The organism is Enterobacter vonholyi (genome assembly GCF_040834095.1).
In the GTDB taxonomy this organism is placed as follows: Bacteria; Pseudomonadota; Gammaproteobacteria; order Enterobacterales; family Enterobacteriaceae; genus Enterobacter; species Enterobacter vonholyi.
Genome location: NZ_CP162152.1, coordinates 1,092,700 through 1,110,473 on the forward strand (window position 1 = coordinate 1,092,700; position 17,774 = coordinate 1,110,473).

Annotated in this window: 18 protein-coding genes; 4 read left to right on the forward strand and 14 right to left on the reverse strand. The window is 58.1% G+C overall.

What is annotated here, in order from left to right; all coding sequences use genetic code 11:
* Nucleotides 1–39 precede the first annotated feature (39 nt).
* The 3 genes from AB3N39_RS05120 to tesA are packed head-to-tail and all read right to left on the reverse strand — an operon-like array spanning nucleotide 40 to nucleotide 2,375.
* Nucleotides 40–894, reverse strand: coding sequence for a co-chaperone YbbN (locus tag AB3N39_RS05120; protein ID WP_023310624.1), 855 nt, complete (start codon nucleotides 892–894; stop codon nucleotides 40–42).
* 58 nt (nucleotides 895–952) lie between these two features.
* Entirely contained in the window at nucleotides 953–1,723 is a 771-nt protein-coding gene (locus tag AB3N39_RS05125) for an SDR family oxidoreductase (RefSeq protein WP_136195300.1), read from the reverse strand.
* Between the two features lie 28 nt (nucleotides 1,724–1,751).
* Entirely contained in the window at nucleotides 1,752–2,375 is a 624-nt protein-coding gene (tesA, locus tag AB3N39_RS05130) for a multifunctional acyl-CoA thioesterase I/protease I/lysophospholipase L1 (RefSeq protein ID WP_115874389.1), read from the reverse strand.
* Between tesA and ybbA the strand changes: the two genes are divergently transcribed.
* The 3 genes from ybbA to AB3N39_RS05145 all read left to right on the forward strand — a co-directional run bounded on the left by ybbA (nucleotide 2,346) and on the right by AB3N39_RS05145 (nucleotide 6,773).
* Entirely contained in the window at nucleotides 2,346–3,032 is a 687-nt protein-coding gene (ybbA, locus tag AB3N39_RS05135; RefSeq protein ID WP_008499319.1) for a putative ABC transporter ATP-binding protein YbbA, read from the forward strand. The two genes, tesA and ybbA, sit on opposite strands and share 30 nt — an antisense overlap.
* Nucleotides 3,029–5,443, forward strand: a complete 2,415-nt coding sequence (ybbP, locus tag AB3N39_RS05140) for a putative ABC transporter permease subunit YbbP (protein WP_136195302.1) — start codon at nucleotides 3,029–3,031, stop codon at nucleotides 5,441–5,443. Before ybbA ends, ybbP begins: the two co-directional genes overlap by 4 nt.
* Before the next feature lie 184 nt (nucleotides 5,444–5,627).
* Nucleotides 5,628–6,773 (forward strand): porin, encoded by a 1,146-nt coding sequence (locus tag AB3N39_RS05145; RefSeq protein ID WP_367897107.1) that lies wholly within the window; start codon nucleotides 5,628–5,630, stop codon nucleotides 6,771–6,773.
* A gap of 87 nt (nucleotides 6,774–6,860) precedes the next feature.
* Here AB3N39_RS05145 and mnmH read toward each other — a convergent pair whose 3' ends face one another.
* From mnmH to ppiB, 6 genes are all read right to left on the reverse strand, one after another.
* Nucleotides 6,861–7,931, reverse strand: coding sequence for a tRNA 2-selenouridine(34) synthase MnmH (gene mnmH / locus AB3N39_RS05150; protein WP_367897108.1), 1,071 nt, complete (start codon nucleotides 7,929–7,931; stop codon nucleotides 6,861–6,863).
* A gap of 85 nt (nucleotides 7,932–8,016) precedes the next feature.
* The gene (purK, locus tag AB3N39_RS05155; protein ID WP_115874393.1) at nucleotides 8,017–9,084 is read right to left on the reverse strand and encodes a 5-(carboxyamino)imidazole ribonucleotide synthase; all 1,068 of its coding nucleotides are present in this window, start codon (nucleotides 9,082–9,084) and stop codon (nucleotides 8,017–8,019) included.
* A complete protein-coding gene (gene purE / locus AB3N39_RS05160) occupies nucleotides 9,081–9,590 on the reverse strand; it encodes a 5-(carboxyamino)imidazole ribonucleotide mutase (protein WP_014882834.1) in 510 nt (169 codons plus the stop codon). The genes purK and purE overlap by 4 nt, the downstream gene beginning before the upstream one ends.
* A 171-nt stretch (nucleotides 9,591–9,761) precedes the next feature.
* Nucleotides 9,762–9,971: a YdgH/BhsA/McbA-like domain containing protein gene (locus AB3N39_RS05165; protein WP_111963370.1), complete on the reverse strand. Its 210-nt coding sequence runs from the start codon at nucleotides 9,969–9,971 to the stop codon at nucleotides 9,762–9,764.
* Nucleotides 9,972–10,109: 138 nt separating this feature from the next.
* The gene (gene lpxH / locus AB3N39_RS05170) at nucleotides 10,110–10,832 is read right to left on the reverse strand and encodes a UDP-2,3-diacylglucosamine diphosphatase (RefSeq protein WP_367897109.1); all 723 of its coding nucleotides are present in this window, start codon (nucleotides 10,830–10,832) and stop codon (nucleotides 10,110–10,112) included.
* A gap of 3 nt (nucleotides 10,833–10,835) precedes the next feature.
* Nucleotides 10,836–11,330: a peptidylprolyl isomerase B gene (ppiB, locus tag AB3N39_RS05175; RefSeq protein WP_127729840.1), complete on the reverse strand. Its 495-nt coding sequence runs from the start codon at nucleotides 11,328–11,330 to the stop codon at nucleotides 10,836–10,838.
* A gap of 174 nt (nucleotides 11,331–11,504) precedes the next feature.
* On the opposite strand from ppiB, the gene cysS reads away from it, so the two are divergent.
* Nucleotides 11,505–12,890, forward strand: coding sequence for a cysteine--tRNA ligase (gene cysS / locus AB3N39_RS05180; protein ID WP_248172751.1), 1,386 nt, complete (start codon nucleotides 11,505–11,507; stop codon nucleotides 12,888–12,890).
* 86 nt (nucleotides 12,891–12,976) lie between these two features.
* On the opposite strand, the gene AB3N39_RS05185 is transcribed toward cysS, so the two are convergent.
* The 5 genes from AB3N39_RS05185 to folD all read right to left on the reverse strand — a co-directional run bounded on the left by AB3N39_RS05185 (nucleotide 12,977) and on the right by folD (nucleotide 17,487).
* Complete coding sequence (locus AB3N39_RS05185; protein ID WP_367897110.1) at nucleotides 12,977–13,498, reverse strand: metal-dependent hydrolase; 522 nt, start codon at nucleotides 13,496–13,498, stop codon at nucleotides 12,977–12,979.
* 73 nt (nucleotides 13,499–13,571) lie between these two features.
* Entirely contained in the window at nucleotides 13,572–14,588 is a 1,017-nt protein-coding gene (gene malI / locus AB3N39_RS05190) for a Mal regulon transcriptional regulator MalI (protein WP_367897111.1), read from the reverse strand.
* A gap of 83 nt (nucleotides 14,589–14,671) precedes the next feature.
* A complete protein-coding gene (locus AB3N39_RS05195) occupies nucleotides 14,672–16,171 on the reverse strand; it encodes a PTS transporter subunit EIIC (protein ID WP_024906880.1) in 1,500 nt (499 codons plus the stop codon).
* A 235-nt stretch (nucleotides 16,172–16,406) separates the two neighbouring features.
* The gene (ybcJ, locus tag AB3N39_RS05200) at nucleotides 16,407–16,619 is read right to left on the reverse strand and encodes a ribosome-associated protein YbcJ (protein ID WP_023334767.1); all 213 of its coding nucleotides are present in this window, start codon (nucleotides 16,617–16,619) and stop codon (nucleotides 16,407–16,409) included.
* Between the two features lies 1 nt (nucleotide 16,620).
* Nucleotides 16,621–17,487: a bifunctional methylenetetrahydrofolate dehydrogenase/methenyltetrahydrofolate cyclohydrolase FolD gene (folD, locus tag AB3N39_RS05205; protein WP_008499332.1), complete on the reverse strand. Its 867-nt coding sequence runs from the start codon at nucleotides 17,485–17,487 to the stop codon at nucleotides 16,621–16,623.
* Nucleotides 17,488–17,774: the final 287 nt, after the last annotated feature.

The window sequence follows — 17,774 nt, forward strand, 5'->3', positions numbered from 1 at the left end:
CAGGCCCGGTAAGGCGAAGCCGCCACCGGGCTTTTTTTATCAGTACAGCAGCGCGTACAGCTGACGACGATACTTCGACGCCAGCGCGTCTCCGGTGCCCAGCGCGGCCAGGATCTCCTGGAACATCTTGCGCGCCTGACCGTCCGCGGCGGCTAAATCTTTTTGCAGATGGCTGAACAGCAGCTCAAGCGCTTCTTCGTTACGCCCCACCTGATGCAGCTGCAGCGCCAGCTGGCTTGCCAGCGCGGCATCGGCCGGGTTGTCGGCAACCTGCTGCTGCAGCTGCTGAATTTCAGGGGTGTCCGCCGCCTGCTTCAGCAGCTCAATTTGTGCAACTAGCCCCTGATAGCGGGTGTCCTGATCCTGGAGCGGAACCGTCTTGAGTACGGCTTCCGCGTCTTCTGAGCGGTGCAGGGCGATCTGCGTTTCCGCCAGCAGCAGGCCAATCTGGCTGTTCTGATTCGACAGCTGCCACGCCTCTTTGAGCAGCGGCAGCGCTTCGTCGTATTTGCCTTCCTGCATCAGCGCCATGCCTTCCTGCGCTTTCAGCTCTTCTTCGCGCGGCAGCACTTTATCCAGCAGGGCGCGAATCGCCTCTTCCGGCTGCGGCCCCTGGAAACCGTCAACAGGCTGGCCGTTCTGGAACAGATAGACGGTAGGAATGGCGCGCAGACCAAACTGAGACGCGACCATCGGCTCGGCGTCGCAGTCCAGCTTCGCGAGAATGAACTGACCGTTGTACTGGGCGGCAAGGCTTTCCAGCACCGGCGTCAGCTGCAGGCAGTGTTGGCTGCGTTCAGACCAGAAGTAGAACAGGACCGGTTTGGTCATCGACTGTTCAAGAGTCTGTTGCAGGTTAGCTTCTGTGATATTGACGATATTCTGTACGGACATGCGGCTTTCTCTTTTGTCGGTTTGTTCTTTACATGGGGATGAGCGTCGTCGCTTCAACTCAACCGTGCAAAATTTTGTCCATTATCCGGCCCGGCAGCAGGCGCTTTAACCAGCCTACGGCGTGGGTGACCAGCGTTACCGGATAGCGCATTTTGGGATGTTCACTCTCAAAAGCATGGCGCACTTTGGCTACCACCGCCTCTGGCCCGAGGGTAAAACGCGCGGCGATGCCGGGGTTCTCGACCGGTTTATCCGCCTGGGTCTGATTCACGTTTTCGGTAAAGCGGGTGCGGATCGGGCCGGGCTCAATCAGGCTGACCTTAATGCCGCTGTGGCGTAACTCCATGCGCAGGGCGTCGGACCAGGCCTCCAGCGCATATTTGCTGGCGGCGTAGGCGCCGCGGCCCGGGGTGGAAATCAGTCCCATCACCGACGACGTCATCACGATGCGCCCTTCACCGTGCGGCAGCATCGCGGGGAGCAGACGCATGGTGAGCTGATGCACGCCGAAGAAGTTGGTCGAAAACTGCTTCTCCAGCGTTTCGCGGGAGAGGGTGTCCAGCGGGCCATACACGCCGTAGCCGGCATTATTAAACAGCCCGTACAGACGATTAGCGGTCAGTGCGATCACCTCATCGGCGGCGCGTTCAACGCTTTCCGGCGAGTCCATATCCAGCAGCACGCCGGTAAAGCCCAGGCCGTTCATGCGTTCGACGTCGTCAGGTTTGCGACAGGCCGCCAGAACCCGAAACCCCTGGCGCTTCAGTTCGAGCGCGCTTTCCAGGCCGATTCCACTGGAACATCCTGTAATTAAGACCGATTTTTGCATAACTTTACCTGTCAGGATCTCCGCTTAATCAGGAGTCATGTTTAACTAAAGGAGCCAGCCGCGTTGCCATCCAGTCGGCAATAAACGGCTGCGCATCGCGATTGGGGTGGATCCCGTCGTCTTGCATCCACTGGGGTTTGAGATAGACCTCTTCCATGAAAAATGGCAGCAGCGGAATATCAAACTCTTTGGCAAGCTTAGGGTAGATCGCGCTAAAGGCCTCATTATACCGACGACCGTAGTTGGCGGGCAGGCGAATTTGCATCAGCAGCGGCTGGGCGTTTGCCGCCTTGATGTCCTGCAAAATGGTACGCAGCGTTTGCTCGGTTTGCTGAGGCTGGAAACCGCGCAATCCATCATTACCGCCAAGCTCAACCAGCACCCAGCGCGGCTTATGCTGTTTGAGCAGCGCAGGCAGGCGCGATAAACCCTGCTGCGAGGTATCGCCGCTGATGCTGGCGTTGATTACAGACGTTTTGCTCTGCCATTTGTCATTGAGCAGGGCGGGCCAGGCCGCGCTGGCCGCCATGCGATAGCCTGCGCTCAGGCTGTCGCCGAGAACCAGTAACGTGTCCGCTGCCGCCGCGCGGAAGGTCATCAGAATCAAAAACAGGAAGGGCAAATGCCAGCGGAAAACAGTGTTGAAGTTCATCATCTTAAGAAGTCCGTCGGTCAGGGGGAGCACGAGCTTTCCATCCTTACCGGAGTTGAACTCGTTGTCAAACGCGCTGAAACCATCGCGCTGATTGGCGAATCCGGTTCCGGCAAGTCCACGCTGCTGGCGATTTTAGCCGGTCTGGACGACGGCAGCAGCGGCGAGGTCCACCTTGTCGGGCAGCCGTTGCATCAGCTCGATGAAGAGGCGCGGGCCGCGCTGCGCGCGCGTCACGTTGGTTTTGTCTTTCAGTCCTTTATGCTGATCCCGACCCTGAACGCGCTGGAAAACGTCGAGCTCCCGGCGCTGCTGCGCGGTGAAAATAGCCGTGAAAGTCGCGCTCACGCGAAGGCGCTGCTGGAACAGCTCGGTCTGGGTAAACGTCTCGACCATCTTCCCGCCCAGCTTTCCGGCGGTGAACAGCAGCGCGTGGCGCTGGCCCGCGCGTTTAACGGCCGCCCTGAGGTGCTCTTTGCCGATGAGCCTACCGGCAACCTTGACCGTAAAACCGGGGACCGGATTGCCGACCTGCTGTTTTCGCTCAACCGCGAGCACGGCACTACGCTTATCCTCGTGACCCACGATCCGCAGCTCGCGGCGCGCTGCGACCGTCGCCTGCGGCTGGTGAACGGCGTTCTGCAGGAGGAAGCATGATTACCCGCTGGTTCTGGCGCGAGTGGCGCTCGCCCTCGCTGCTGATTGTCTGGCTGGCGCTCAGCCTGGCGGTGGCCTGCGTGCTGGCGCTCGGCAGCGTCAGTGACCGCATGGAAAAAGGGCTCAGCCAGCAGAGCCGGGAGTTTATGGCGGGAGACAGGGCGCTGGAAAGCTCCCGCCCCGTGCCGTCGGGCTGGATTGAAGCAGCGCGCAAAGAAGGGCTGAAGGTGGGGGAACAAATCACCTTCCAGACCATGACCTTCGCGGGCGACACGCCGCAGCTGGCGAGCGTCAAGGCCGTCGATGATATCTACCCGATGTACGGTGACTTACAGACCAGCCCGCCGGGATTAAAGCCGACGCCCGGTACGGTGCTGCTGGCATCGCGTCTGATGGCGCTGCTGAACCTGAAACCTGGAGACAGTATCGACGTCGGCGACGCCACGCTGAAAATCGCCGGGGAAGTGGTGCAGGAGCCTGACTCTGGGTTTAACCCGTTCCAGCTTGCGCCGCGCCTGCTGATGAACACCGCTGATGTCGCGGCCACCCATGCGGTACAGCCGGGCAGCCGCGTCACCTGGCGCTATAAGTTTGGCGGCACGCCCGCCCAGCTTGCCGCGTATGAAAAATGGCTACTGCCGCAGCTCAAACCAGAGCACCGTTGGTTCGGGCTGGAGCAGGACGAGGGGGCGCTCGGTAAATCGCTGGAGCGCTCTCAGCAGTTCCTGCTGTTGTCGGCCCTGTTGACCCTGCTGCTGGCGGTGGCGGCGGTGGCCGTGGCGATGGGGCACTACTGCCGCAGCCGCTACGACCTGGTGGCGATCCTCAAAACCCTGGGGGCGGGCCGGGCGCAGCTGCGCAAGCTGATCGTCGGCCAGTGGCTGATGCTGCTGATCCTGTCGGCGCTGACCGGCGGAATAATGGGGCTGCTGTTTGAAAAACTGCTGATGGTGATGCTAAAACCGGTGCTCCCGGCCGCATTGCCGCCGGCCAGCCTCTGGCCGTGGCTGTGGGCGTTGAGCGCGATGACGGTGATCTCGGTGCTGGTGGGGCTCCGGCCTTACCGCCTGCTGCTCGCCACGCAGCCGCTGCGCGTGCTTCGCAACGATGTGGTGGCGAACGTCTGGCCGCTGAAGTTCTACCTACCGATGATTATTGCGGTGGCGGTGGGGCTGCTGGCGTGGCTGATGGGCGGCAGCACGCTGCTGTGGGCGGTGCTGGCCGGGGCGGTTGTGCTGGCGCTGCTGTGCGGCGTGCTGGGCTGGATACTGCTTAACCTCCTGAAAAGGGTGACGGTAAAATCCCTGCCCGTGCGCCTGGCGATCAACCGTCTGCTGCACCAGCCCTGGTCTACGCTCAGCCAGCTGTCGGCGTTCTCGCTGTCGTTTATGCTGCTGGCACTGCTGCTGGTGCTGCGCGGCGATCTGCTCGATCGCTGGCAGCAGCAGCTTCCGCCGGAAAGCCCGAACTATTTCCTGATCAATATCGCCCCTGAGCAGGTTACACCGCTGAAGGGCTTCCTGGCGGAGCATCACATCATCCCCGAGTCGTTCTATCCCATCGTTCGCGCGCGTCTGACGCAGATCAACGGGCAGCCAACGGAGGGGAACAAGGACGAGTCGCTGAACCGCGAGCTGAACCTGACCTGGCAGGAGAAACGCCCTGACCACAACCCGATAACCGCCGGCACCTGGCCGCCAAAAGCGGGGGAGGTGTCGATGGAGGAGGGGCTGGCGACGCGCCTGAACGTGAAGCTGGGGGACAGCGTCACCTTTACCGGCGATACCCAGGATTTTACCGCGAAGGTCACCAGCCTGCGTAAAGTGGACTGGGAAAGCCTGCGGCCCAACTTCTTCTTTATCTTCCCGCCGGGGGCGCTGGACGGGCAGCCGCAGAGCTGGCTGACCAGCTTCCGCTGGGAAAACGGCAACGGCATGCTGACCCAGCTCAACCGGGAGTTTCCGACGGTCAGCCTGCTGGATATCGGCGCGATCCTCAAACAGGTGGGGCAGGTGCTGGAGCAGGTGAGCCGTGCGCTGGAGGTCATGGTGGTGCTGGTAACGATCTGCGGCGTGCTGTTGCTGCTGGCCCAGGTGCAGGTGGGCATGCGCCAGCGCCATCAGGAGCTGGTGGTTTACCGTACGCTGGGGGCCGGAAAGCGGCTGCTGCGAATGACGCTCTGGAGCGAGTTTGCGCTGCTGGGGCTGGTGGCCGGTCTGGTGGCCGCCATTGGCGCAGAGACGGCGCTGGCGGTGCTGCAGACAAAGGTCTTCGACTTCCCGTGGGAGCCTGACTGGCGTCTTTGGTTGATCCTGCCTCTGTGCGGCGCGGGGCTGCTTTCCCTCTGCGGAGGCTGGCTCGGCACGCGGCTGCTAAAGGGCAAAGCCCTGTTCCGTCAGTTTGCCAGTTGATTTATCACTGTGATAATTACGCGTCGGTTTTTAATTCCGGCGCGTAGTATTAAAATGGCACAAAGTGATAATACCCACTCATTTAGTAGCACAAAACATTAAAAAACCGACCACACGGCCCGATTATTTCCAGTTAATATTCACCCGCTAAATATTTAGCAGCGTGTCTATTAAGGGAAAAATAATGACTATAAAAAAATCAGCGCTGGCGGCAACGATCGGCGCGGCAGTGGCATTGACTACCTTCGCTTCTCAGGCGGAAATCACGGTTCTTAAGCAGGATCCTCAGGCGGGTAACCCGCTGAGCCGCCTGAATTTCACCGTTGGCGGCAGCATTCGTCCTCAGTTCCAGAACATGACCGGCGACGACGGTAAAAACAGCTACAAGCGTAACGGTTTTGACGGCGGTACCCGCTTCCGTTTCGCTGCAGATTACTACCTGTTTGATGATATCAGCTGGGTAAGCTACTACGAGCTGGGCGTGAACTTCCCTGCAATGTTCAACTGGGATAACCACTACAGCGAGAGCGATCACGACACGACGCGTCGTATGCTCTACACCGGTCTCAAGAGCGACACCTGGGGTACGCTGACCTTCGGTCAACAGAACAGCGTTTACTATGATGTGGTGGGCGCGAAAACCGATATCTGGGACTACGACATGATTGGTCAGGCGCCGGGTAACGGGATCAAAGGCGATTACGACGGTTCTTACCGTTCACGTAAAATGCTGAAATATAAGAAAACCGTGGGCGATGCTGACATTTATGCATCCTACCTGTTTGAAGACAGTGAATACCTGCCGGGCAACGGCCTGCGCTACAAGCGTAAAGGCGGCGGCTCGCTGGGCCTGGATTACCACCTGACTACCGACCTGACCTGGGGCGCCGCGTGGAACTACACCCGCGCCGACATGCGTAACCCGGACAACGGCGACAGCAAATCCTACGACCAGAACATTCTCGGTACCGCGCTGAGCTGGACCCCGGACAACTGGACCTTCTCCGCAGGCGGCGGCTGGTATCAGAACTTCCTGACCACCAAAAAAGTGTCTGTTAACGATTACTTTGCGGGCGACGCGTGGGGTATTGAGTACTTCGCCGGTTATAAATTCCCAGTCGGTCAGTACGCGGTTAAATCCATCCAGCCTTACTTCATGGGTGATCGCATTGAGTACGTGAACGGCCGTAACTACCAGCGCATCGACAACGGCGTGGGTATCAGCTTCCAGCTGGATTACGGTTTCCGCGTGGATTACGAACACGTGTTCACTTCCAGCACCGACAACCTGGGCGACATGAACCTGGTGCGTCTGCGTTACGACTTCTAAGCCGTCTGTTCCCCGGTGGCGCTGCGCTTACCGGGGCTACAAATGCACGTGTAGGCCGGGTGAGGCGTAGCCACCACCCGGCTTTTTTCAGCGATTAAGCCAGTCAGCGACCTCGCCGTACGTCCCGCGATAGACAATCTTCTCCACCTTTTTCTCCAGCTGATAGCCGTACATCGGGTCGTAATAGTCGTTCAGCAGCGGCGCAAGCCAGCTGAAGTGCGCGTCCGTGCGGCCAGATCGTTGCTGTTCCAACAGCGCGGAATCTAGCAGCGCGGTGAATTCCGCATACCGCTGCAGCCCCAGACGGCGGCGAATGGCGAACAGGCCGTGATGCAGGTACTCGCTGTATTCTTTCCATCCCGCTTCTTCACCGTAGGCCGCAGAAAAATCCGCCCACATGTGGTCGAAATACTCTTCGCGCAGGCGCTCAAGACGGACTTCAAACGGGTCTTCGACAACAACGATAGGGGCTTCAACCATGCGGTCGCGCAGGCACTCCGGCAGGTGGTTGGAGCCAATCATCCGGCCTTCGTCTTCCAGCACCCAGCGTGCGGCGTCTTTTTTCAGGAGCTCAGCCGCAAGGTGGTTTTCAAAGCTGGCCTGGGAAAGCTGCGGCGTGAGCGTGCGGCCAAACGACGAACCGCGATGGTGCGCCAGCCCTTCCAGATCGATACCCTGCGCGTGCTGCTTCACCAGCAGGGTTTTACCGTTCCCGGTACAGCCGCCAATAAGCACCATCGGCTTTTGCGACTGCTCAATGGTCACCTGAATCGCCGTCTGGCGCAGGGCCTTATAGCCGCCGCGGATCAGCGGGTAGTCGACACCCGCCTCTTTCAGCCAGGCCTGCGAGATATGCGAGCGCTGGCCGCCGCGCGCGCAGCAGAGAAAACCCTCAGGATGGGCAAGACTGGCTTCCCGCCAGGCGTTGATGCGTGCTTCACGCGTGTCGCCGTTCACCAGACGATGGCCGAGCGCCAGCGCGGCCTCGGGGCCCTGGCGTTTATAGCAGGTGCCGACGGCGGCGCGCTCGTCGTCATTCATCAACGGCATGTTAATGGCGGCGGGCATCGCACCCTGGGCAAATTCGATCGGCGCGCGAACGTCGATTAAAGGGGTATCAGACGCGAGGATCGCGCGATAGTCCGTTCCATCGTTCATGGTTATTCCAGAAGAAAACTCAGCAGCAATGGGCGGGGATTTTACGCCGGGGAAGGGGAAGGTCAACTCCCCGGCGGAGGGAGAACTATTTTAGCTTTGACTGTGCCCAGACAATACCGCTCGCGTATTCCGGCGGCAGGAGCGGGATCATGGCTTCCAGCGTGGCGCTCAGGCGGCCCGTGTCGCTGTCGTTCAGGTTCAGGTGACCGACCTTACGACCCGCGCGAACCTCTTTGTCATACCAGTGCAGATGCACGAGCGGCAGCTTCAGCCAGTCGTAGTTCAGATCGGTGCCGATCAGGTTGATCATCACCGACGGGCTATTGACCACCGGCTGCGGCAGCGGCAGGTCGGTGATGGCGCGCAGGTGCAGTTCGAACTGGCTGATGGACGCGCCATTTTGCGTCCAGTGGCCGCTGTTGTGCACGCGCGGTGCCAGCTCGTTGATTAGCAGACCAGACGGCGTCACAAAACACTCCATCGCCATGACGCCCACGTAGCCCAGCTCGTGCATGATGGCAGAGAGCATCTCTTCCGCCTGCGCCTGCTGGTCAGCATTGGCGTGCGGGAAGGCGACGCTGGTGCGCAGAATGCCGTCCTGGTGCAGGTTATGCGTCAGCGGATAAAAGACGGTATGCCCGTCGTGCCCGCGCGCGCCAACCAGCGAGACTTCACCGCTGAAGTTAATGCCCTGCTCAACAATGCATTCGCCGTAGCAGTCGTCCGGCAGCTCGGCGGTGTCGTTTGCGCGCAGGCGCCACTGGCCGCGGCCGTCGTAGCCGCCCACGCGGCGCTTCACGATCGCCAGCTCGCCCAGCATGGCGAAGACGTCGTTCCACTCGCTTTTATCGGACAGGAGCTGCCACGGTGCGGTCGGCAAACCGAGCTTGTCGAACAGCTGCTTTTGCGTCAGACGGTCGGCAATGATTGGGAACACGTCGCGGTTAACAAAAGCGTTGTGACGCGCCAGCTCGCGGGTCAGAGCGGTCTCCGGCCAGCGTTCGATCTCGGCGGTGATCACGCTCTGGTGGAATGGGACGGCTTCCGGCTCGGCGTCCAGCCCGACGGGCCAGACGGCAATCCCCAGCGGTTCACCGGCCTGACGCAGCATGCGGCCTAACTGGCCGTTACCGAGGACGCAAACCTGCTTCATGCCGCACCCCGCGGGTCTGGATTGTCCAGCACTTCGTCGGTCTGGGCTTTACGCCACTCCGCCAGACGCTGATGCAACGCTTTATCGTGTGTCGCCAGGATCTGCGCAGCCAGCAGGGCGGCATTGGCGGCACCCGCTTTGCCAATAGCCAGCGTGCCGACAGGAATACCGCGCGGCATCTGGACGATGGAGTAGAGGCTATCCACACCGCTTAACGCGGCGCTTTGTACCGGGACGCCCAGAACCGGTACCAGGGTTTTGGCGGCAATCATGCCCGGCAGATGTGCTGCGCCGCCCGCGCCGGCAATGATCACCTCATAACCATTCTCTTCGGCGCTTTCTGCGAAGCTGAACAGTTTGTCAGGCGTACGGTGCGCGGAGACCACTTCAACGTGGTGCGGAACATTCAGGATTTCAAATATTTCGGCGGCGAACTGCATGGTAGCCCAGTCGCTTTTGGACCCCATCACGATGGCGACACGCGCCGGATTATTGCGGGAAGACATGCGTCTTAAAACTCCTGTGGTGCGAAACACACTGCTTTCGAGGGCACAGAGAATAGCATGTTATACGGGCAAGGAAAACGGTTGCGCGGTTAAATCTTGAACCGTTGTTGCCGTCAATTCATAACAAAACAGACCGCATTCTGGCGGTCTGTTTTCGTCGATGGGCAATCATTATTTCGTCAGTTCTGCGGTCATATAGACGCGGTTGTCGACCTTCGCGCTGGTGATTTTGTAAGACGCACCCTGTTCAGCAGCCTGTGCAGCGATTTTCGCTTCTGCGCGGTCAAGGGTAGAGGCAGTTGCGCTCACGCTTTGAGCGAAAGAACCGAAAGAAGCCAGAGAAAGAGCAGCAACTGCAACGAAAGTTTTGATGGATTTCATGGTCGTATTCCTTAAGTATTTTGTCTGGGATAGGGCGTTTTGCCCTGATGTGATAAATAGTAGACCGACCACGGACTGATTAAAATCGAAACAATTTGCCAATATTGTTCAAAAAAATAGAATGAATTTTGAGGGGGATTAAAAATGGAAAGCGATCAGCTCGACGCCCTCTGGCGTGACTTTGACCATGGAGCCTTCGGTGTGCCAGGCACCCAACACCACGCGATGGGCCGGTTCGCCGTTGGCGATAAGGGAATGGACGTCTGGACGATGGGTATGACCGTGTATCAACCACTGAACGCCATGCTTTTCCATCACGCTCACCACGGCCTGGGGATTCACGTCCATGATGGTCATGGATTTGCTGCTGTTGGCGGCTTTGCTGCCCGCACGCATTCTGGCAGCGATACGGTTGCGGATAAACAGCGGCAGGGCAAGGAACACCTTCTGGATCCACGGGGTGTGGACCTTGGCGCGAAACGCCAGGTAGCCGGTATCGTCGGTGCAGAGCGTGTCGCCGTGCATGATCAGGACCTTGCGGCCATAGAGATTGAGTACCCGTTCTTCCGGCAGCAGCGTCATGCCGCTTTCGCGGGCGTAGCGCTTGCCGATCAAGAAATCACGATTGCCGTGAATGAAGTAGCAGGGGACGCCGGAATCTACCAGCGCGTGAATGGCGGCTGCCATTTCACGGTGTAGCGGGTTAGGATCGTCGTCGCCAATCCAGGCTTCAAACAGGTCGCCCAGGATGTACAGCGCATCGGCGCTTTTCGCTTCACCGCGTAAAAAACGCAGAAAACCGGCGGTAATCGCCGGTTCTTCTGTTTGCAGATGCAGATCTGCAATAAAGAGTGTCGCCACCAATTACTCGCTGACGGTCACGCTTGTAATCACAACGTCTTCTTTAGGAACGTCCTGGTGCATACCGCTGCGGCCAGTAGCGACGGCTTTGATCTTGTCAACCACGTCCATACCTTCAACCACTTCTGCGAATACGCAGTAGCCCCAACCCTGCAGGCTTTCGCCGGAGAAGTTCAGGAAGTCGTTGTCAGCCACGTTAATGAAGAACTGCGCGGTAGCAGAGTGAGGCGCTTGAGTACGCGCCATCGCCAGCGTGCCGCGGGTGTTTTTCAGGCCGTTGTTCGCTTCGTTCTTGATCGGCTCTTTAGTGGCTTTCTGGTTCATGCCAGGTTCGAAACCGCCGCCCTGGATCATAAAACCGTTGATCACGCGGTGGAAAATGGTGTTGTTGTAGAAACCTTCGCGGCAGTAGTCCAGGAAGTTTTTAACTGTTTCAGGCGCTTTGTCATCAAAGGTTTTGATTACGATATCGCCATGATTAGTGTGGAAAGTAACCATTTTTGCATCCTGTTCCGTTATTGTGGTACGTCGACCCGCCTTCGGGTCATCTATAGGGGCTTGTTATAGCATAACCACAGGATGCGATCACCTTGCATTGTGTGCTGCTTCGGGTTTGAATTACGGGTAGAATAGCCGGTTTTCAACCACACACGTGTTTACATGGAATCTTCGATGTTAAAAATCTTTAATACAATGACGCGCCAAAAAGAGGAATTTAAACCTATCCATGCCGGGGAAGTTGGCATGTACGTGTGTGGTATTACGGTTTACGATCTCTGTCACATTGGCCATGGCCGTACCTTTGTCGCCTTCGACGTGGTGTCTCGCTACCTGCGTTTTCTGGGGTACAACCTGAAATACGTGCGCAACATCACCGACATCGACGATAAGATCATCAAGCGCGCCAATGAAAACGGCGAAAGCTTTGTCGCGCTGGTGGATCGCATGATCGCTGAGATGCACAAAGACTTCGACGCCCTGAATATTCTGCGTCCGGACAGCGAGCCGCGCGCGACCCACCATATTCACGAAATCATCGAGATCACCGAAAAGCTGATCGCCCGCGGTCATGCCTACGTTGCGGACAACGGCGACGTCATGTTCTCCGTGCCGACGGACCCCACCTACGGTGCGCTTTCCCGTCAGGATCTGGATCAGCTCCAGGCCGGTGCCCGCGTTGACGTGGTTGACGTGAAGCGTAACCCGATGGACTTCGTGCTGTGGAAAATGTCCAAAGAGGGCGAGCCAAGCTGGCCATCACCGTGGGGCGAAGGCCGTCCGGGCTGGCACATCGAATGTTCCGCGATGAACTGCAAACAGCTGGGCAAACACTTCGACATTCACGGCGGCGGTTCGGATCTGATGTTCCCGCACCATGAAAATGAAATCGCGCAGTCCACCTGCGCCCACGGCGGCGAGTACGTTAACTACTGGATGCACTCCGGGATGGTAATGGTTGACCGCGAGAAGATGTCTAAATCGCTGGGTAACTTCTTCACCGTGCGCGACGTGCTGAAGTACTACGACGCGGAAACCGTGCGCTACTTCCTGATGTCCGGCCACTATCGCAGCCAGCTGAACTACAGCGAAGAGAACCTGAAACAGGCACGCTCGGCGCTGGAGCGTCTGTATACCGCGCTGCGCGGTACCGACAGGTCTGTTCCTGCTGCTGGCGGCGAAGCGTTCGAAGCCCGCTTTGTTGAGGTGATGAACGACGACTTCAACACCCCGGAAGCGTACTCCGTGCTGTTCGACATGGCGCGCGAAGTAAACCGCCTGAAGTCAGAAGATATGGCCGCGGCGAATGCGCTGGCATCCCATCTGCGTAAGCTCTCCTCCGTGCTCGGCCTGCTGGAGCAGGATCCGGACGCGTTCCTGCAGAGCGGTGCGCAGGCGGACGATGGTGAAGTGGCGGAAATTGAAGCGTTGATCAAAGCGCGTCTGGAAGCGCGTCAGGCAAAAGACTGGGCGGCGGCAGATGCGGCGCGCAACCGTCTGACCGAGATGGGCATCATTCTGGAAGATGGCCCGCAGGGCACCACCTGGCGCCGTAAGTAAGTCTGTAACGCCCGGTGGCGCTTACGCTTGCCGGGCCTACAGGCAAAAGTAGGCCGGGTAAGGCGCAGCCGCCACCCGGCTTTTTTTTACCTTCTTTTCCACCACAACATTCCCATCAGCACCACCCCCGGCAGCCACACCCACAGCAGTTCCGAGATAATGACCTCATGCCCGTACGGCGTGGTATAGCGCGACAGCTCAAACGGCGCCACCTTAATCACCTGCCACGGCGCAAAGAAGCGTTCATCAGACCACGGCCACAGCCAGCCGACGCCTTTCCCGCCCGTGGTAATCGAATCCAGCAGGCTGTGCGACAGCAGTGACACGGTTAAAAACAGCCAGCACCGCATCAGGCTGGTCCTGAACCAACGTCGTCCAGTCAGTACGCAAAGTATCGGCACCACGAAGGCAAAAAGCAGGGAGTGGGTAAAGCCGCGGTGGCCGAAAACATTGCCGTACGCGACGCCAAACTTAAATGCCAGCACGTCGGCATCCGGAAGCATGGCGAGGATAATCCCGGCAAACAGCAAGCGGGGAGGAATCACTTTGGTTCCCAGGCCTAAGCCCAGGCAAAGCGGAACAGCGGCGTGCGTAATAACGGTAGGCATTGTGATTATCCATGGCAAATCATGGAAATATAGCAGTCATCCCGCGCTAAAAAACCTGTGCGAAATTCTGAATTTACGCTGACTTGCGAGCGATAAGCTGTCCGGAAAGCGTAATGCGCTGGGTTTGCAGCGTCGGCTCCTTCAGCGTGCGGATAATCAGCCCGGCCGCCTGACGCCCCGTCTCTTCGCTGGCGGACGAGACGTAGGTAAACGAGGGTGAGGTGAGGTTAACGTGGAGCATATCTTCGAAACCGACCAGCGCGACCTGCTGCGTCAGAAAGACATCTTTACCCACCGTACGCCCGACCTGATGAATACCGGAGATAGAGCCGATCATGGCATCCGGCGAGTGGCAGAGCAGGGCGGTGATGGTGTTGTTTTTTTCCAGCAGCTGGCGGGTGGCGAAACCCGCGGCCAGCGTGTCATCGCTGCAGGCCGGAGAGTATTCATCGCGCCAGACCAGCCCGTTTTGCGCCATCGCGCTGCGAAAACCGAGCAGGCGCTGTTCGCGGATAAGGCAGCCTTCGCGTCCGCCAATGTAGGCGATATTGCGATGACCGCGCTCGATAAGATAACGCACCGCCAGACTGGCCGCCTGTCGGTTATCGCGCATCACCAGATTGCATTTTTCATCCAGCAGCGACTGCGAGACCACCACCAGCGGCAGCGGGCAGCGGCGAATCTGTTCAGGCAGGGTAGACGTGCGGGTATCCGAGGCCAGATAGATAACTCCGGCGACGCCCTGCTGCTTAAACGACAGCAGGCAGCGCTCAAGATGGTCATGGTCGTTCTGGGGCTGACCGAGAAAAACCATATACCCCTGTTTTTCGAGATCCTGAACGATGCTCGCCATCACCTTGATGGAGAAACTGTCGCTAAAGTCACGGAGGATCAGGCCAATCAGGTTGGACGTATTGGCGCGGAGGTTGGCAGCGGCAACGTTATGAACATAGCCCAGCGTATTGATGGCAGCGTTGACCTTCTCGATCGTTGCCTCTGAGATTTTCCCTTTCTGGCGCAGCACCAGCGAGACGGTTGAGACCGACACGCCCGCGTGCTTTGCGACATCAATAATGCTGACTTTCTTCAAAACCGCTCCCTGAAATTTACCGATTATCAGCCAGATAAAACACGTCTCCCAGCGTACAGGAGACGTGTCGTTCAGGCATCTTATTATTTGCCGATCATGGTGGACATGGTCTGGGCGATAAACTGTGCTCTGGCACCGAAAATCACCTGAATACCGTTGTCGCCGACAAACACCACGCCGCGCGCGCCGAGTCCGTTCAGACCGTCTTTATCCACCACCTCGCTTTTTGTCACTTCCAGGCGAAGACGGGTGATACAGGCGCCGACGGAGTCGATGTTATGCGCACCGCCCAGCAGGGTGATGATCTCTGTCGCGAGTTCGGAATCCGATTTCTCATCCGCGTTAGCGGTCACTTCAGTGCGGCCCGGCGTTTTCACGTCGAAACGACGGATCACAAAGCGGAACGTGAAGTAATAAATCAGGCCCATTGGAATGCCGATGATAATGGCGCTCAGGAAGTGGGTCTGGTAGCCGTTAAAGGACGGCAGGATCCCGAATGACAGATAGTCGATAAAGCCCGCGGAGAACGACTTGGCGATATGCGCATGCAGCAGGTACATGGTCATGTAGGCCAGGCCCGCCATGATGGCATTAAAGACGTACAGGATCGGCGCCACGAAGATAAAGGTAAACTCAACCGGTTCGGTGATCCCCGTCAGGAAGCAGGTCAGCGCCGCGGAGAACAGAATACCGGCCGCGATTTTTTTATTCTTCGTATGGGCTTCGTGATACATCGCCAGGCATGCCGCAGGCAGCGCGAACAGCATCAGCGGGAATTCACCCTGCATGAACTTACCGGCGTTCTGGTAGGTATCGCTGCTGAAGGATTTCACCCCTTCTTCCAGCATCTTGAACCAGATGGTCTGGTCGCCGTGGATCACCTGGCCTGCCTGGGTGGTGTAATCCCCAAACGAATACCAGAACGACGGATACCAGATATGGTGCAGACCGAGCGGGATCAGCGCGCGCTCCACCAGACCGAAGATAAAGGTCGACGCCGCCTGATTATCACCGTTCACCACCACGGAGAGCGCGTCGATACCGGCCTGAATATGCTGCCAGACGTATGGCAGCAGCAGCCCCATCAGGAACGAGAGGAACGCCGTTGCAATCGCCACGAAGCGCTTGCCGGAGAAGAAGCCGAGGAACTCCGGCAGCTGCATGGTGTGGAAGCGGTTATAGCACCAGGCCGCGAGGATACCGCAGATCAGGCCGCCGAAGACGCCCATCTGCAGCGTTGGGATGCCGACCACCATGGCGTATTTCCCGCCCTGGGAGGCCATTTCCGGCGTGATGCTCAGCACGGTGCTGATGGTGATATTCGTGACAAACACCGAAACGGCCGCAGACAGCGCCGCAATACCGGATTCTGACGCCAGACCCACGGCGGAGCCAATGGCAAACAGCATCGGCAGGTTATCAAAAATAACCCCGCCCGCGTTCATCATCAGCGGCAGATGGAACTTATCGCCGAAGGCCAGCAGCAGGCCCGCAGCGGGAAGCAGTGAAATTGGCAGCATTAAGGCGCGACCAATCATCGATAACTTAGACAGCGATTTAACAAACCCTGATATCAGACTCATGCTGATTTCCCCCGAGTAGCGCTTTTTTTGGCGCTGTTATTGTAAGTAGAACGTTTTAGTAGAACGTTCTACTTATCGTGGGCAAAGAGTGAAAAACGCGCAACTGAATTTTCACTTTTCAACAGATGAAATAGTGATTATTTGAAGTGGATCGATAAATAACCGCGATGGGGGGGAGGGGATTTTATATCCCCTCTCCCAGTGGGAGAGGGTTAGGGTGAGGGCATCAAACGGCTCAGGCCGTAACGGTTACGCTTTGCCCTTCAAAGCTCACGGTCTGGCCCGCGACAATCTTGCAGCGCTTGCGCGTTTCTACCACGCCGTCGACTTTTACCAGCCCGTCGGCGATAACGATTTTCGCCTGTGCGCCGCTTTCGCTCCAGCCTTCCAGCTTGAGCAGGTCGCACAGCTCAACGTGCGGATGTTTACCTAATGAAAAAGTCGCCATCTTACGCGTCCTCTACGTCGTGATATTCTTCGCACGCCTGCAGCGTATTCTGAATCAGCGTTGCTACGGTCATCGGGCCTACGCCGCCCGGTACTGGGGTAATGTAAGACGCGCGCGCGGCGGCATCTTCATACACCACGTCGCCGACCACTTTGCCGTTTTCCAGACGGTTAATTCCGACGTCCACGACAATCGCACCCTCTTTAATCCACTCGCCAGGAATAAAGCCTGGCTTGCCGACCGCAACGATCAGCAGATCGGCGTTCTCAACGTGGTGGCGCAGGTTTTTAGTGAAGCGGTGGGTGACGGTGGTGGTGCAGCCGGCCAGCAGCAGCTCCATGCTCATCGGACGGCCCACGATGTTGGACGCGCCGATGACCACGGCATTCAGACCGTAGGTGTCGATATTATAACGCTCAAGCAGCGTCACGATACCGCGCGGCGTGCACGGGCGCAGACGCGGCGCACGCTGGCACAGGCGGCCAACGTTGTACGGGTGGAAACCGTCCACGTCTTTATCCGGTGCGATACGCTCCAGCACCTTCACGTTGTCGATACCGGCGGGTAGCGGCAGCTGAACCAGAATACCGTCGATTTCTTTATCGGCGTTCAGGGTGTCAATAAGTTCCAGCAGTTCTGCTTCGCTGGTGGTTTCCGGCAAATCGTAAGAGCGGGAGACGAAGCCCACCTCTTCACACGCTTTGCGCTTGCTGCCGACATAAATTTGCGATGCCGGGTTGCTGCCAACCAGCACAACGGCCAGCCCGGGGGCGCGTTTTCCGGCAGCTTTACGCGCCTTCACTTTTTCCGCGACCTCAGAGCGCACCTGCTGCGCAATCGTTTTACCGTCAATAATCTTTGCTGCCATCAGAGAGAAGATTCCGTCTGTAACGTTTGAAAGGGGGGATGGCGTGTATTTTGTCAGAAGCGAGCGTCGCTGTCAGTCACCCTTTACGCGTTTTTATCAGCGTGACGCAAAAACCCTTCTTAAGGGATGGTCAATTTCTTAGGCGGGATTAGGATGTGACCTGGCGAAATGGCAGCGTTTTGACATATTTAAAAACCGCGTCCTGAGCTACTTTGTCTCCTCCGAAATAAGCTTTCAATTCATCAATTGAACGTATTTCTTATTCCCGATTATTCGCGGGAAGGGTT

What these genes read in the sequence shown, in the direction of transcription:
- ybbP (WP_136195302.1), top strand. Translation starts at nt 3,029, where the DNA reads ATGATTACCCGCTGGTTCTGGCGCGAGTGGCGCTCGCCCTCGCTGCTG.
- folD (WP_008499332.1), bottom strand. Translation starts at nt 17,487, where the DNA reads ATGGCAGCAAAGATTATTGACGGTAAAACGATTGCGCAGCAGGTGCGC.
- AB3N39_RS05120 (WP_023310624.1), bottom strand. Translation starts at nt 894, where the DNA reads ATGTCCGTACAGAATATCGTCAATATCACAGAAGCTAACCTGCAACAG.
- mnmH (WP_367897108.1), bottom strand. Translation starts at nt 7,931, where the DNA reads ATGAACGATGGAACGGACTATCGCGCGATCCTCGCGTCTGATACCCCT.
- AB3N39_RS05185 (WP_367897110.1), bottom strand. Translation starts at nt 13,498, where the DNA reads ATGCCTACCGTTATTACGCACGCCGCTGTTCCGCTTTGCCTGGGCTTA.
- ybbA (WP_008499319.1), top strand. Translation starts at nt 2,346, where the DNA reads ATGCCAGCGGAAAACAGTGTTGAAGTTCATCATCTTAAGAAGTCCGTC.
- purK (WP_115874393.1), bottom strand. Translation starts at nt 9,084, where the DNA reads ATGAAGCAGGTTTGCGTCCTCGGTAACGGCCAGTTAGGCCGCATGCTG.
- ybcJ (WP_023334767.1), bottom strand. Translation starts at nt 16,619, where the DNA reads ATGGCGACTTTTTCATTAGGTAAACATCCGCACGTTGAGCTGTGCGAC.
- AB3N39_RS05125 (WP_136195300.1), bottom strand. Translation starts at nt 1,723, where the DNA reads ATGCAAAAATCGGTCTTAATTACAGGATGTTCCAGTGGAATCGGCCTG.
- AB3N39_RS05195 (WP_024906880.1), bottom strand. Translation starts at nt 16,171, where the DNA reads ATGAGTCTGATATCAGGGTTTGTTAAATCGCTGTCTAAGTTATCGATG.
- tesA (WP_115874389.1), bottom strand. Translation starts at nt 2,375, where the DNA reads ATGAACTTCAACACTGTTTTCCGCTGGCATTTGCCCTTCCTGTTTTTG.
- ppiB (WP_127729840.1), bottom strand. Translation starts at nt 11,330, where the DNA reads ATGGTTACTTTCCACACTAATCATGGCGATATCGTAATCAAAACCTTT.
- AB3N39_RS05145 (WP_367897107.1), top strand. Translation starts at nt 5,628, where the DNA reads ATGACTATAAAAAAATCAGCGCTGGCGGCAACGATCGGCGCGGCAGTG.
- AB3N39_RS05165 (WP_111963370.1), bottom strand. Translation starts at nt 9,971, where the DNA reads ATGAAATCCATCAAAACTTTCGTTGCAGTTGCTGCTCTTTCTCTGGCT.
- purE (WP_014882834.1), bottom strand. Translation starts at nt 9,590, where the DNA reads ATGTCTTCCCGCAATAATCCGGCGCGTGTCGCCATCGTGATGGGGTCC.
- cysS (WP_248172751.1), top strand. Translation starts at nt 11,505, where the DNA reads ATGTTAAAAATCTTTAATACAATGACGCGCCAAAAAGAGGAATTTAAA.